At 71.8% G+C, this 14,033-nt stretch carries 14 protein-coding genes; 5 read left to right on the plus strand and 9 right to left on the minus strand.

The genetic code is table 11. The features are described from left to right. Position 1: 1 nt before the first annotated feature. The 4 genes from efeO to ACIG36_RS03240 all read right to left on the minus strand — a co-directional run bounded on the left by efeO (position 2) and on the right by ACIG36_RS03240 (position 4,261). Positions 2 to 1,132 carry an iron uptake system protein EfeO gene (efeO, locus tag ACIG36_RS03225; RefSeq protein WP_399920999.1) on the minus strand — a complete coding sequence of 377 codons (1,131 nt, stop codon included), beginning with the start codon at positions 1,130 to 1,132 and terminating at the stop codon, positions 2 to 4. A 124-nt stretch (positions 1,133 to 1,256) separates the two neighbouring features. Further along, positions 1,257 to 2,105 (minus strand): heme ABC transporter ATP-binding protein, encoded by an 849-nt coding sequence (locus ACIG36_RS03230; RefSeq protein WP_399921002.1) that lies wholly within the window; start codon positions 2,103 to 2,105, stop codon positions 1,257 to 1,259. Positions 2,106 to 2,154: 49 nt separating this feature from the next. Further along, on the minus strand, positions 2,155 to 3,249 hold the full coding sequence (locus ACIG36_RS03235) for a FecCD family ABC transporter permease (RefSeq protein WP_399921005.1): 1,095 nt from the start codon (positions 3,247 to 3,249) through the stop codon (positions 2,155 to 2,157). A gap of 1 nt (position 3,250) precedes the next feature. Further along, the gene (locus ACIG36_RS03240) at positions 3,251 to 4,261 is read right to left on the minus strand and encodes a hemin ABC transporter substrate-binding protein (RefSeq protein ID WP_399921007.1); all 1,011 of its coding nucleotides are present in this window, start codon (positions 4,259 to 4,261) and stop codon (positions 3,251 to 3,253) included. Between the two features lie 113 nt (positions 4,262 to 4,374). On the opposite strand from ACIG36_RS03240, the gene ACIG36_RS03245 reads away from it, so the two are divergent. Together ACIG36_RS03245 and ACIG36_RS03250 are read left to right on the plus strand one after the other, a co-directional pair. After that, positions 4,375 to 5,817, plus strand: coding sequence for an HtaA domain-containing protein (locus ACIG36_RS03245; protein ID WP_399921010.1), 1,443 nt, complete (start codon positions 4,375 to 4,377; stop codon positions 5,815 to 5,817). 139 nt (positions 5,818 to 5,956) lie between these two features. Next, positions 5,957 to 7,558: an HtaA domain-containing protein gene (locus ACIG36_RS03250; RefSeq protein WP_399921013.1), complete on the plus strand. Its 1,602-nt coding sequence runs from the start codon at positions 5,957 to 5,959 to the stop codon at positions 7,556 to 7,558. Positions 7,559 to 7,639: 81 nt separating this feature from the next. On the opposite strand, the gene ACIG36_RS03255 is transcribed toward ACIG36_RS03250, so the two are convergent. Together ACIG36_RS03255 and map are read right to left on the minus strand one after the other, a co-directional pair. After that, a complete protein-coding gene (locus ACIG36_RS03255; protein ID WP_399921016.1) occupies positions 7,640 to 8,302 on the minus strand; it encodes a heme oxygenase (biliverdin-producing) in 663 nt (220 codons plus the stop codon). Positions 8,303 to 8,450: 148 nt separating this feature from the next. Then, the gene (gene map, locus ACIG36_RS03260; RefSeq protein ID WP_399921019.1) at positions 8,451 to 9,308 is read right to left on the minus strand and encodes a type I methionyl aminopeptidase; all 858 of its coding nucleotides are present in this window, start codon (positions 9,306 to 9,308) and stop codon (positions 8,451 to 8,453) included. 76 nt (positions 9,309 to 9,384) lie between these two features. On the opposite strand from map, the gene ACIG36_RS03265 reads away from it, so the two are divergent. Next, a complete protein-coding gene (locus ACIG36_RS03265) occupies positions 9,385 to 9,615 on the plus strand; it encodes a hypothetical protein (protein WP_399921022.1) in 231 nt (76 codons plus the stop codon). Positions 9,616 to 10,031: 416 nt separating this feature from the next. Here the strand turns inward: ACIG36_RS03265 and ACIG36_RS03270 are convergent, their stop codons facing one another. Next, on the minus strand, positions 10,032 to 11,366 hold the full coding sequence (locus ACIG36_RS03270; protein WP_399921023.1) for an MFS transporter: 1,335 nt from the start codon (positions 11,364 to 11,366) through the stop codon (positions 10,032 to 10,034). Positions 11,367 to 11,462: 96 nt separating this feature from the next. Further along, positions 11,463 to 12,080 (minus strand): hypothetical protein, encoded by a 618-nt coding sequence (locus ACIG36_RS03275; protein WP_399921026.1) that lies wholly within the window; start codon positions 12,078 to 12,080, stop codon positions 11,463 to 11,465. A gap of 133 nt (positions 12,081 to 12,213) precedes the next feature. Here ACIG36_RS03275 and npdG point away from each other — a divergent pair, with 133 nt between their 5' ends. Both npdG and ACIG36_RS03285 read left to right on the plus strand, forming a co-directional pair. Continuing rightward, entirely contained in the window at positions 12,214 to 12,927 is a 714-nt protein-coding gene (gene npdG, locus ACIG36_RS03280; RefSeq protein ID WP_399921029.1) for an NADPH-dependent F420 reductase, read from the plus strand. A 99-nt stretch (positions 12,928 to 13,026) separates the two neighbouring features. Beyond that, the gene (locus tag ACIG36_RS03285; protein WP_399921032.1) at positions 13,027 to 13,218 is read left to right on the plus strand and encodes a hypothetical protein; all 192 of its coding nucleotides are present in this window, start codon (positions 13,027 to 13,029) and stop codon (positions 13,216 to 13,218) included. Here ACIG36_RS03285 and ACIG36_RS03290 read toward each other — a convergent pair. After that, positions 13,215 to 14,024, minus strand: a complete 810-nt coding sequence (locus tag ACIG36_RS03290; protein ID WP_399921034.1) for a site-2 protease family protein — start codon at positions 14,022 to 14,024, stop codon at positions 13,215 to 13,217. The genes ACIG36_RS03285 and ACIG36_RS03290 overlap by 4 nt on opposite strands. Positions 14,025 to 14,033: the final 9 nt, after the last annotated feature.

The raw sequence follows: 14,033 nt of genomic DNA on the forward strand, positions 1-14,033 counted from the left end.
GTTACTTCGCGACCGCGCCCGCGAGCTTGGACAGCGGCTCGGCCAGGGCGTTGACGGCGTCGGACAGCTTCTTGCGGTCGTCCTTGCCGACGCTGTCGTAGGACTTGAAGGTGTCGCCGTCGCGGTGCTCGCCGAGCAGCTTCTTCAGGGCGGCGAACTGCTTGTCCAGCTCCTGGGCGAGACCGGAGTCGTTCTTCGAGGCGACCGGCTTGAGCAGCTCGTAGGCCTTCTCGGCGCCCTCCACGTTGGCCTGGAAGTCGACCAGGTCGGTGTGGCTGTAGCGCTCCTCCTCACCGGTGACCTTGCCGGTGGCCACCTCGTCGAGCAGCTCCTTGGCGCCGTTGGCCATGCTCGTCGGGGTGATCTCGGCGGTGCCGACGACCTTCTGCCAGCCCTTGAGGTCCGCCATCAGCTGGTCGGCCAGCTTCTTGTCGTCCTCGGTGATCTTCTTGTCCTCCCAGAGGGACTTCTCCAGCCGGTGCCAGCCGGTCCACTTCTGGTCCTTCTCCAGGCCGTCCTCGCGGACGTCGACCTTGGGGTCGATGTCGCCGAAGGACTCGGCCACCGGCTCGGTGCGCTCCCAGCCGATGCGGGAGACGGCGTACTGCTTCTTCGCCTCGTCCACGTCGCCGGCCTTGACGGCGTCGGCGAACCTCTGCGCCGCCGGGATCGTCTCGTCGGCCTGCTGCTGGACGTACTTGCGGTATTCGGCGACCGCCTTGTCCAGTTCGGGATTGCTCTTCTCGGCCTTGTCGGCGCCCGTCACGGTGATCTTCTGCCGGATGCCGTCGCCCTTCATTCCGGGCTTGCAGGCGATTTCGTACGAACCGGCCTTCTTGATCGTCGCGGTGATCTCGGCCTTGGTGCCGGGGCCTATGTTCTCCCGCTCGGTGACAATGCGGTCGCCCGGGGCGTAAACGTAGACCTCGGTGACCTTGGAACCCTTGTTCTCCACATTGATCTTGACGTGACCGGCCGGGAACGAGGTCTTCGACACCTCGCACGAGTCGTCACCGGCCTTGACGACGACGGCGTCCGAGCCCTTCGCGTCCGACTTCTCGGCACAACCGGACACAGCGGTCAGGGCCGTTGCCGCGGCGAGGGCGGCGACGGAGGAGCGGAGAACGCGCATGAGGGCTCCAGGAATGGTCGGAGGGCGGACACCGGAACGGCCGGAAATGATCGGCCGAATTAGGCCGCCCTAACTTATCTGAGCCTTGCCTTCCCTGTTCCCCGATCGGTGCGTGATTCTGCTCTCACGAAGCAAAATCTCCGACATCCCGTCGCGGGACCACCAAGGGTTCTCCCGTTCGCGGGTGATCGATTACCTCGACGGGCTGCGAATAGACGCGACTCAGCAATTCGGGCGCGTACACCTGGAGCGGCGGGCCCTCCGCCGCGATACGCCCCTCGTGCAGCACCGCGACCCGGTCCGCGTACGCCCCGGCCAGGCCCAGGTCGTGCAGGACGACCACCACCGCGTCCCCGGCGGCGGCCCGTTCGCGGCAGACGCGCAGCACGAGTTCCTGGTGCCGCAGGTCCAGCGCGGCCGTCGGCTCGTCGAGCAGCAGCAGCGGGGTGCGCTGCGCCAGGACGCGGGCCAGCGCCACCCGCGCCCGCTCGCCGCCGGAGAGGGAGGCGAAGGAGCGGGCGGCGAACGCGGTCACCTCGGCGGCGGCCATCGCCTCAGCGACGGCCGCGTCGTCCTCGTCCTCGGCGGCCGTGCCCGCCCACGGCGCGCGGCCCATGCGGACGACCTCCTCGACGGGGAACGGGAACGACAGCTCGGCCGACTGCGGCAGCACCGCCCGGCGCAGGGCCAGTTCGGCCGGGCTCCAGGCGGCGGCCGGCAGCCCGTCGACGAACACCTCGCCCGACTCGGGGACCAGGTCGTGGGCGAGCGCGGCCAGCAGCGTGGACTTCCCGGCGCCGTTGGGGCCGACGAGCGCGAGGACTTCGCCCGCCGTGACGCTCAGGTCCACCTCGGACAGCACCGTGCGGCCGCCGAGCCGCAGCCGCAGGGCGCGGGTCTCGACGCGGACCGAGCCCGGGAGGGAGGGGGCGGGCAGCCGCCTGGAGCGGTGACCGAAGAACGAGCGGATCACGCCGGGCCTCCCCGCTTCGGCCGCGTGCACCGCAGCAACGCCAAGGGGTTCACGCCCAGCCTCCCTGCTTCCGCCGCGTCCGCCGCAGCAGCACGAAGAAGAACGGACTGCCGAACAGCGCCGTCAGCACGCCCAGCGGCAGCTCGGCCGGCTGCGCGGCCGTGCGTGCCGCCAGATCCGCCGCGACCAGCACCAGCGCGCCGCCCAGCGCGCTGCCCGGCACCAGGAAGCGGTGACCGGGCCCCGCGGCCATGCGCAGCACGTGCGGCACCAGCAGGCCCACGAAGGTGATGACACCGGCCACCGCCACCGCCGCCGCCGTCAGCAGCGCGACGACCACGACGAGCACCAGCCGCAAACGCTCGACGTCCACGCCCAGATGGCGCGCGGGACGCTCGCCGAGGGCCAGCAGGTCCAGCTTGCGCGCGTACAGCGGGGCGGCGGCCAGCCCGGCCAGCGCGCACGGCAGCACGGCGAGCACTTTCGGCCAGGTCGCCTGCGCGAGCGAGCCGAGCTGCCAGAAGGTGATCTGGGTGACCTGCGCGTTGTCGGCGAGGAAGACACCCAGGCCGATCAGGGCGCCGCCGAAGGCGTTCACCGCGATGCCGGTGAGGATGAGGGTGACCACCTCCGTCCGGCCGCCCGACCGCGACAGCACGTACACCAGCAGGACGGTCCCCAGTCCGGAGACGAACGCGCAGGCGGTGACGGTCCAGTTGCCGAGGAAGCTCAGTCCCAGTGCGATGGCGGCGACCGCGCCGACCGCCGAGCCGACCGAGATGCCGATGACGCCCGGCTCGGCCAGCGGATTGCCGAACACCCCTTGCATCAGGGCGCCCGCGCAGCCCAGCGACGCCCCGACCAGCAGCGCCAGGGCCACGCGCGGCAGCCGGACGTTCCACAGCACGCTCTCGCCCACCCGGTCCAGTGCCGCGCCGCCGAGGCCCGTCCGGTGCAGCAGCGAGCCCACCACGTCCCCGACCGGGATGTCGTAGGCGCCGATGCCCGCCGAGAGCAGGCAGAGGCCGACCAGGGCGGCGCCCATGGCGCACGCCAGCACCACGGACGTACGGCCGCGCCGGCGCGGGGCGGCGGCCTGGTCCGCCGGAAGCGTGCCCGGCGGGGTCTGTGCGACGGCCGTCATCTCACTTGCCACCCTTGTGGATCTGCTCGACCAGGGAGGTGAGAACGGTGTCCGTGCGCGGGCCGAAGTTGAGCAGGACGCCGTCGTCGATCGACGCGACGCGCCGGTCGAGGCCGGCCGGGGTCTGGCCGACGCCGGGGATCTTCAGCAGGCCGTCCACGCCGCCCACCGAGTCCAGGCCCTTGGTCATCACGAGGATCACATCGGGGGCCGCCGCGGCCAGCGCCTCGCTGGTGATGGGGGTGAAGTCCTTCTTCAGCCCCGACTCCTTGCCCGCGTCCACCCCGCCGGCGGCCTCGATGAGGGAGTCCGCCCCCGAACCCGCGCCGCCCAGCAGATAGACGGACGCCGAGCCGCGCAGGTAGAGGAAGGCCACCCGCGGCTTCCTGCCCTCGCCGGGGATGCCCTTCCTGGCCGCCTCCAGGCGCTGTTCGGTGCGCTTGCGCAGCTCGTCGCCGGCGGCGCGCACCCCGAGCGTTTCGGCCACCTTGCCGATGCGCGTGGAGACGTCGGCGAGCTTCTTCGCCGGGTCGAGGACGACGAGCGGGACGCCGGCGGCCCGGATCTGGCCGATGGCCTCGGCGGGCCCTGTGGTGCTCTCGGCCAGGACGAGCGTGGGCTTGAGGGAGAGCACGCTCTCGGCCGAGACGTCATGTCCGCGCGTGACGACGGGCAGTTCGCGCGCCTGCTCGAACGTGGCGGTGATGTCGCGGGCGACGACCTTGCCACCCAGACCGAGGCCGAAAACCACCTCGGACAACGAGCCGGTGAGTGGGACGATGCGATCTGCGGCCTTGACGGTGACGTCATGGCCGTCGGCGGACCGCACGGTGACGGGCAGTCGGGGCGAGGGCGTCCCGGCTAGCGGTTCGACGCGGTCGGCCGCCGCCCGCTTGCCGCTCGCGGAGTCGCCGGGGGTGCCGGACGAGGTGCCGCCCGAGCCGCAGCCGACGAGGACGGCGGTCAGGGCCAGCAGGGCCGCGAGGGCGCCGAGAAGGCGTGGGAGGCGCATTCGCCCACCCACCGACTGGCGTTGAGACACGTTCCCGCCTTTCCCCTGTGAACTCTTCCGGATATAGCTTAGGTTAGCCTTACCTAAATTGCTATCGCCCGAGAGGGGTTCCGATGCCGCCGTTCAGACCTGCCCGCGCGCCCGTCGCCGCGCTGTTCGGGGCATTGGCGGGGGCATTGCCGGCGGCATTGCTGGTGGCATTGCTCCCCGCGGGCGTGTCGCATGCGGCGGAAAGCCGGGAGGTGTCGGGCGGGAGGCTGGACTGGGGCATCAAATCCTCCTTCCAGAGCTATGTCACCGGGCCGGTGGCGCAGGGGCGTTGGGAATTGCGCGACGGAGCGGCCACGGTCGGCGGCAGCCAGTTCCGCTTCCACTCCGCCAAGGGCTCCTACCGGCCCGGCAGCGGCGCATTCGAGGCGGCCTTCTCCGGCGGGGTGCACTTCACCGGGCACCGCAAGGCCGACGGATCGAACGAACTCGACCTCACCGTCAGCCGGCCCGCCGTCCGCCTCTCGGGCCGGGACGGCACCCTCTACGTGGACGTGGTCAGCAAGGCCAAGGGCACGGGCGAGGTCACCACGGCCACCCACGTCCCGTTCGCCTCGCTCGACCTCTCCGGGATCGATCTGCGCGGAGCCGGAACGGCCGTCACCCTGGCCAACGTTCCGGCCACGCTCACCGCGCGGGGCGCCACGGCGTTCGCGGGCTACTACACCGAGGGCACGGCCCTGGACCGGCTCAGCCTCTCCGCCGACGTCCTGGCCGCCGCGGCCACGTCCTCGCCGAGCGCGAGCCCGTCGGCCACCCCGGAGGAGAAGGACAGGCACAAGGGCGAGTTCACGGGCGCGGCCGTCGACTGGGGCGTGCGCCGGACGTTCCGGGAGTACGTCACCGGGTCCATCGCCCAGGGCTCCTGGAAGCTCACCGACGGCGCCCAGGACGGAGGCGCGCTCTTCCGCTTCCCGGCCGGCAAAGGCACCTACGACGCGGACACCGGCCGTCTCGACGCCGCCTTCGCGGGCACCGTGCGCTTCACCGGCAAGGACCTCGACCTGGCGCTGAGCCGGGTCGTGGTGGCGGCGAAGGACGGCAGGGGCACGCTGTCGGCGGACGTGACGAGGGGCGGCGGGCAGGCGGAGAGAACAGAGAAAACGGAGAAAACAGAGAAAAACGTTCCACTGGTCTCCTTCGACACCTCCGGCCTCAAGGAGAAGGACGGCCTGGCGGCCGTCAGCCAGGCCCCGGCGAAGCTCACGGCCGAAGGGGCCAAGGCGTTCGGCGGGATGTACCAGGAGGGGGCGGAGATGGACCCCGTCTCGCTCGCCGTCCCCCTCGACGGGAAGGCACAGCTGCCGGCCCTGCCGAACCTGGGCAGCGCGCCCAAGGCCGCTCCGGCGGCCTCGGTTTCGGCGTCGGCGCCGGCCGCGGCGGTCGAGGAGGAGGCCTCGTCGTCGTTCCCGGTGCTGCCGGTCGCCATCGGCGCGGGTGTGCTGGTGGCGGCGGGCGCCGCCGGGTATCTCGTGGTACGCAAGCGGAGGGCGACGAACGGAACCTGACGTTCCATCGGATGTGGCGCACCCCGCATCCGCTCCGGCCGCCGCGCACCTTCCCCGGCCTCCTCCGTCCTGATGTCATGGAGGCCGCACTCTCTTGACCCACTTACGTAACTCATGTCCCGCTAGGAGAGAACAGACGATGACCGTCACCGCACGCCGCGCCGCACTCGCCGCGCTGGCCACGGCGACCGCGCTCGGCGCCACCGCGCTGACCGTGCCTGCCAGCGCCGCGGGCGCTTCCGCGGGCGCCGATGGGCAGCAGCCACCGAAGCTGGAGATCACGGACGGCACGCTGCAGTGGGGGGTGAAGAAGTCCTTCCGCGACTACGTTGCCGCGATGAAGGGCACGATCGAGGTCGGCGACGGCGCCAAGCAGGCCAAGAAGAACGGTGCGTTCACCTTCGTCGGGGCCAAGGGCTCCTACAACGGCCCGACGCACGCCGTCTCCACCACGTTCAAGGGCAACGTGCACTTCACGGCGCACGGCGGCAAGCTGGACCTCAAGTTCGACGACTTCAAGCTCGTCACCGACGACGCGACGAAGGGCACGACCGGCCGGATCACGGCGGACGTCACACGCGACGGCAAGACCGTGCAGGACATCGCCATAGCCTCGCTCACTGTCGGGAAGGACCAGATGAGCGGGGGCGCGGACGGCTCCGTCACCTTCAAGAAGGTCCCCGCGAAGCTGACCCAGGCCGGCGCGGACGTGTTCTCGTACGAGGGCTCGAGTTTCTACAAGGAGGGTGACGCCCTCGACCCGGCCACCGTCTCGGTGAAGGCTGCCCCGGCCGAGAAGCCGAACCCCGACAAGCCCAACCCGGACAAGCCGAACCCCGACAAGCCGAATCCGGACAAGCCCAACCCCGACAAGCCGAACCCGGACCCGAACGAGCCCAAGCCTGACGGGAACCCCAAGCCCGAAGAGGGCAAGATCTACGACGGCAACGTCGACTGGGGCGTGAAGAAGTCCTTCCGCGAGTACGTCGCCCGGATGAAGGGCAAGGTCGAGGCCGGCGACGGCGCCAAGGACAACGGCGCGTCCGGCTACCGATTCCCCAAGGGCAGCGGCAAGTTCGACGCCAAGGCCGGTTCGGTCGACGCGGCGTTCAACGGAAGCGTCCGCTTCACGGCGCACGGTGGCAAGCTGGACCTGAAGTTCAGCGACGTCAAGGTCAAGGCGACCGGCGCCGCCGGCATCCTCACCGCCGACGTCACCTCCAGTGGCAAGGTCAGCGATGACGTGCCGATCGCGACCCTCAAACTGGCCGAGGGCTCGCTCAAGGCCAAGGACGGTGTGGTCCTGGTGTCCGCCGCTCCGGCGACGCTGACCAAGGCCGGCGCGGACGTCTTCTCGTACGAGGGCTCGAGTTTCTACAAGGAGGGTGACGCCCTCGACCCCGTGACCGTGGCCGTCGCGCTCGACGCCAACGCCAAGCTGCCCGACCCGCCCGCCCCTGACACGGGCTCCACCACCGGTGGTTCGGGCTCGACCGGCGGCTCCACCGGCGGCAGCTCCACCACCGGTGGTTCGACGACCGGCGGTTCCACCACCGGCGGTTCGACCACCGGCGGCTCCACCACCGGTGGCGGCTCCACGACCGGTGGGGACTCCGGTGCCCTCGCCCAGACCGGCGCCAACACCCCCACCGCCCCCCTCCTCGGCGCGGCCGGTGCCATGCTCCTCGCGGGCGGTGGCGCCGTCTACGCCACCCGTCGCCGTCGCGGCGCCCAGGGCTGACCCGGACCCCTGCCCACAAGCACCCGCGCCCGCCGGTACGGTCACCGGCGGGCGCGGGTTTCTCCCGAGAAGCGAAAACGGTCAGGCGCTGAGCGGGAACTCCCGGCCCAGCTCCTGGAAGACGGCCGTGTTGAGCGCGAACGCGCGCTTGCACTCGTCGATCACGCGCTGCTTCTCCAGGTCGTCGACCGGCAGCGCGTCCAGCAGCTCGCGGTACTCGCGCTTGAAGGCGGCGGGGTTGGCGATGCCCTCGAAGACGTAGAAGCGGACGCCGTCGCCCTTGCGCTCGAAGCCCCAGGTCTTCTCGGCGGTGCCGCGGATGATCTGGCCGCCGGAGAGGTCGCCGAGGTAGCGCGTGTAGTGGTGGGCGACGTAGCCGGCCGGCCACTGCCGGGCGCACTCCTCGATGCGGGCCGCGTACGCCGCCGTGGCGGGCAGGGGCGTCAGGCCCGTACGCCAGCCGGCGCCGCCGAGGTGGGCCAGGTCGCGCTCGAGCCGGTCTACCCGGGCCAGCTCGGGGCGTATGAACGGACCGGCGACGGGGTCGGCGGACAGCGCCTCGGAGGCGGATTCCAGGGCCCGGTAGACGAACCAGAGCTGCTCGGTGTAGCGGCGGTAGGCGTCGACGCCGAGCCGGCCACCGAGCATGTCGCTCATGAACGACGAGTTCTCGGCCTCCGTGTGCTGCTCGTGGGAGGCGGTGCGGATCAGCGTGGAGAACGGAGTCGTGGCTGGCGCGTCCAAGGCGGACCTCCGGTGACCGAGGGGACGGGAAGGAACAGCAAGGAATCAGGCGGAAACGGATGCGCCAGGGGCGCGCGCCGTCACCGCCATCCTCTCCACTTAGGCTTACCTAAGTCAATTGCTTCCCGACATGCTGTCGGTAAAAACTCTACGGGAGCGTGAGGATCTCCGCACCCGTGTCCGTCACGACCAGCGTGTGCTCGAACTGGGCCGTGCGCTTCCGGTCCTTGGTGACGACCGTCCAGCCGTCCTCCCACATGTCGTACTCGTACGTGCCCAGCGTCAGCATCGGCTCGATGGTGAACGTCATGCCCGGCTGGATGAGCGTGTCGTGGTGGGGGCTGTCGTAGTGCGGGACGATCAGGCCGGAGTGGAAGGAGGAGTTGATGCCGTGGCCCGTGAAGTCGCGGACGACGCCGTAGCCGAAGCGCTTGGCGTACGACTCGATGACGCGGCCGATGATGTTGATCCGGCGGCCCGGCTTGACCGCCTTGACGGCCCGGTTCAGCGCCTCGCGCGTGCGCTCGACGAGCAGCCGCGACTCCTCGTCCACGTCGCCGCACAGGTAGGTGGCGTTGTTGTCGCCGTGGACGCCGCCGATGTAGGCGGTGACGTCGAGGTTCACGATGTCGCCGTCGCGCAGGACGGTGGAGTCCGGGATGCCGTGGCAGATGACCTCGTTGATCGAGGCGCACAGGGACTTGGGGAAGCCGCGGTAGCCGAGCGTCGAGGGGTAGGCGCCGTGGTCGCACATGTACTCGTGCGCGACCCGGTCCAGCTCGTCGGTGGTGACGCCCGGAGCGATGTGCTTGGCCGCCTCCTCCATCGCGCGGGCGGCGATGGAGCCGGCGATCCGCATCTTCTCGATCGTCTCGGCGTCCTGGACCTCGGGGCCGGAGTACGGGGTGGGGGCGTCCTTGCCGACGTACTCGGGACGCCGGATCGAGGTGGGGACGGAACGGGCGGGGGAGAGCGTCCCCGGGACAAGAAGCGACTGGCCAGACATATCAGCGAGTGTAGCCAGGGGCCATCGGGGACCATTGCGGCGAGAGCCGCTCACGAGGGACGACGAGGAGAGCGCGATGGCCCTGTTCAAGAGGCGCCCGGAAGGCAAGCCGGGCGAGTGGTACTACTGCCTCAAGCACGGCACGGTGGAGGAGGGCCCGGAATGCCGGGCCGCGGACCGGCTGGGGCCGTACGCGACGCGCGAGGAGGCGTCGCACGCGATGGAGACCGCGGCCGAGCGGAACGAGGAGTGGCGCAAGGATCCGCGCTGGAACGACGAGCCGGAGGGTGAGGACCGGGCCGGTTGAGTCCGGCTGAGGCCGGTTGGGCACCGCCGGGTGCGTGGGCGGGGGCTGGTCGCCGTCGCGGCGGGGGCTTCTTCCCCAGCCCCGCCCCTTCCCGAAACCGGGGGCAAGCCCCCGGACCCCCGGACCTCGGGGCCCCCGGACCCGGGCCCTTAGGCCCTCGGGCTCCCGGCTTTCCGGGCCCCGGCCCCGGGGCGGGCAGTCGGGGCTTCGCGCCCCTGGCTCCAGGGCTTCGCCCGTTCCGCCCCGGGGGGCTGGGGGCTCGCCCCCAGGAAACGGTGAAATGGGGGCACCTCCCAGCGGTAGCTGGGGGAGGGACCGGGGCCTCTCCCCCCGCCGCCACGGCGCGCAACCCCCACGGCGTGGCCCGGCGGTGCCGGACCGGGCGGTGCCGGACCCGGCGGTGCCGGACCCGCCGGCTACGCCGCCTCCGCCACGGCGCCGCCCCCCGCCGCCGCCCGCCGCTCCCGCATCCGTACGGCATGCTCGTCCGTCCGCTGGTCGTACGACATCAGCTTCGGCAGCGACAGAGCCAGCAGGCCCACCGAGGCCACGCACGCCAGGCCGCCCGTCCAGACCGACGCGCGGACGTTGGTCAGGGCGGCCATGCCGCCGGCGCGGACCTGGCCCAGCTGCGGGCCCACCGAGTACGACAGCAGCTCGATGCCGGCCAGGCGGCCGCGCAGCTCGTCGGGGATCGTCTGGTCCCAGATGGCCGAGCGGAACAGCCCGCTCACGGTGTCGCAGGCGCCCGCCGCGGCCAGGAACAGCAGTACCAGCCAGATGTTGTGCATCCAGCCCGCGACCGCCATCGCCAGGCCCCAGCCCGCCGCCGCGTAGACCACCATCCGGCCGTGCCGGTTCACGCGGGAGACCCAGCCGCTGGTCAGGCTCACCACCAGCGAGCCGACCGCGCCCGCCGCGTACATCATGCCCAGCGCCCACCGGGCGTCCAGGTCGTCGGCGAGGAACGGGAAGATCGCCGTGGGGAAGGCGAAGAACATCGCCGCCATGTCGATCGCGTAGGTGCCCAGCAGCTCCTTGCGGCTCCACGCGTAGCGGGCGCCCTCGAGGATGCCGCGCAGCGAGGGCTTGTCGGCGTCGTGCGAGGCGGGGGAGGGGGCGAGCCGGACCGTGAGGGCCACGGAGATCGCGAACGAGGCCATGTCCAGGACGTACGCCCACTGCAGCCCGGCGACGGTGATGATCACGCCCGCCAGGGAGGGGCCCGCGATGGCGCCGACCTGCCAGCGCATGGAGTTCAGGGCGATGGCGGCCGGCAGCTGCTCGTGCGCCACGATGCGCGGCACGATCGCCTGCAGCGCCGGGCGCTGCAGGCCCGTCAGCGCGCTGACCAGGGCGGCCACCACGTACAGGGGCCAGATCATCGGGTGCGGCAGCACCGTGTTGAGCAGCAGCATCCCGCTCAGGACGCCGAGGCCGGCCTCCGTCCACAGGATCAGCTTGCGCCGGTCCATGGCGTCGGCGAGCGCGCCGCCGTACAGGCCGAAGACGATCAGCGGTACGAGCTCGGCCGCGCCGACCGCGCCGACCGCGAGGGTCGAGCCGGTGAGCTCCTTGAGCTGCAGCGGCACCGCGATGAACGTCAGGAAGCTGCCGAAGACGGTCACCAGCCCCGCGAGCCACATGCGGCGGAAGTCGGCCGAGGAGTGCCAGGGCGTCAGATCCGGCAGCAGGGCACGCAGGCGGCCGGTACGGGCGGGGGTGGGGGGAGGGGGATGGTGCTCGGTCACGGGGCACCATGGTGCGGGCAGGGCACGGGTGTGGCAAAACGATTATTTTCGGTCAAGGCCGGACGACCGGGGGCCGGCCGGCCCCCGGCGGCTGTCTCACCAGCGCTGCGGCGGCGGGGCGGAGAGCTGGTCGGCGAGCCGGGAGAGGCGGTCGCGGAAGCGGCGGCCGCGCGGGGCGGCCGGGGCGTTCTCCCCGGCGGCGGCGCTGACCAGGTGCTGGACGGTGTCGAGATCGAGCTCCGCCGACGCGGGCACGGCCAGCGCGTCGTGCGCGAGCGCGCGCAGGTCGCGGTGGGGGGCGTCGTCCTCCGGGCGGCCGTCCAGCGCCAGTACGGTCGCCCCGCCCCGGCGGGCGTCGTGCACCCGCTCCAGCAGCCCGTCCTCCGGCCGGCCCTCCGCCACCACCAGCAGTGTCTCCCCGCGCCGGGCGGCCTCCAGCCGGCCCAGCCCGACCGCCAGGTGCGCGGGCGCGCCGGGCGGCACCAGGTGGCGGACGAGCGTGGGGGACAGCTCGGGCAGCCCCGACCAGGCGGCCTCGTCGTCCAGGTGCGCGGCCAGGTGCCAGGGCTCGTACTCGGCGGTCCCCACCAGTAGCAGGCCCCCGCCGTGGGCACCGACCGACGTGCGCAGCACCCCGGCGAAGCGGCGGGTGGCCTGCAGCCACTCGGTCCCGGCGAGCGCTTCGCGCAGCAGCGCGACCCGTACGGCGTCCATGCGCGGCATCCTGCCCCAACCACCGCGTACGAAAGCGGAGTTATGGGACGGCTCACCCGTTCGGGCGCGTGGGCGGGCCGGGGCGGCCGCACCGGGCGGCCGGTGCCTCGAGGGGCGTGACAGTATCGCTGTCATGACTGCTTCTGATGACGTGACGAACGCGAAGAAGGCCCCGGCGAAGGACCCTTGGGACCTTCCGGATGTGTCCGGCCTGGTGGTCGGCGTGCTCGGCGGCACCGGCGACCAGGGCCGCGGCCTCGCCTACCGGCTGGCCAAGGCCGGTCAGAAGGTGATCATCGGCTCGCGCGCCGCCGAGCGGGCGCGGACCGCCGCCGAGGAGCTGGGCCTGGGCATCGAGGGCCTGGACAACGCCGAGTGCGCCCGCCGCAGCGACATCGTGATCGTCGCCGTGCCGTGGGAGGGCCACGCGAAGACCCTCGAGGCGCTGCGCGAGGAGCTGGCCGGAAAGCTCGTCGTCGACTGCGTCAACCCGCTCGGCTTCGACAAGCAGGGCGCGTACGCGCTGAAGCCGGAGGAGGGCAGTGCGGCGCAGCAGGCCGCGGCCCTGCTGCCCGACTCCCGGGTGACCGCCGCCTTCCACCACCTGTCCGCCGTGCTGCTCTCCGACCCGGAGGTCGCGGAGATCGACACCGATGTGATGGTGCTGGGCGAGAAGCGGGCCGACACCGACATCGTGCAGGCCCTGGCCGCCCGCATCCCCGGCATGCGCGGCGTCTTCGCGGGCCGGCTGCGCAACGCCCACCAGGTGGAGTCGCTGGTCGCCAACCTGATCTCCGTCAACCGCCGCTACAAGGCGCACGCGGGGCTGCGGGTCACCGACGTCTGACGGGCCCCGCGGCCGGGGACCGGCCGGGGCGGGGCGTGGGGGACAATGACCGGGATCGTACGCACATGCGCCCCCGGACACCGGACAGGAGCCGCCCCCATGCCCCGCCTCGCCCTCTACGCCCTCGCCGTCTGCGCCCTCGCGGTGGTGGCGGCCGTCGTCTCGTTCGCCCGGGGCAGCTGGCTGGGCATCGTCTGGATCCTGCTCGTCGGCGTCTCGTCCAACATCGCCTGGTACTACGTGCGCAAGGCGAAGAACGACCGGGCGGCGGCGGAGCAGGGGCAGCGCTAGCCGAAGTCGACCGCGTTCAGCGGCGGGATCTCGGGCGTACCCCGCCAGAAGCGGAACAGCTCGTAGCCCCAGTAGGTGTCCCACTCCGTCACGCCCAGCGCCCGCAGCACCGAATTGATCATGTCGAAGAAGGCATGGTTGACCTCGGGGATCCACAGGAAGCCGAACACCGCCAGCAGACCGAACGGCGCGAACGGCTCCACCTGGCGGCGGAGCTTGTACGACAGCCAGGGCTCGATCACCCCGTAGCCGTCCAGGCCCGGGACGGGCAGGAAGTTCAGGATCGCCGCCGTCACCTGCAGCAGGGCCAGGAAGCCGAGCGCGTAGCGGAAGTTGTCCGGCACGCCCTCCAGGGCGTCCAGCCAGAACGGGGCCGAGACCACGACAGCGAACAGCACGTTGGTCAGCGGGCCCGCCGCCGAGATCAGGCTGTGCTTCCAGCGGCCGCGGATGCGGTGGGTCTCGATGAAGACGGCGCCACCCGGCAGGCCGATGCCGCCCATGATCACGAAGATCACCGGCAGCACGATGCTCAGCAGGGCATGGGTGTACTTGAAGGGGTTGAGGGTGAGGTAGCCCTTCGCCCCGATGCTGATGTCGCCGCCGTGCAGGGCCGTGCGCGCGTGCGCGTACTCGTGCAGGCAGAGCGAGACGATCCAGCCCGAGGCCACGAACAGGAACACGGCGAAGCCGGGGCTCGCCGAGAAGTCGGTCCACACCGCCCATATGGAGACCGCCATGATGGCGACGAGGGCGAGGAAGACGGGGCTGATGCGCCGTTCGCCGCGAGTCGCGTCGGATGCCATGTGTGACTG

The organism is Streptomyces sp. NPDC053048 (assembly GCF_044547045.1).
Taxonomy (GTDB): Bacteria; Actinomycetota; Actinomycetes; order Streptomycetales; family Streptomycetaceae; genus Streptomyces.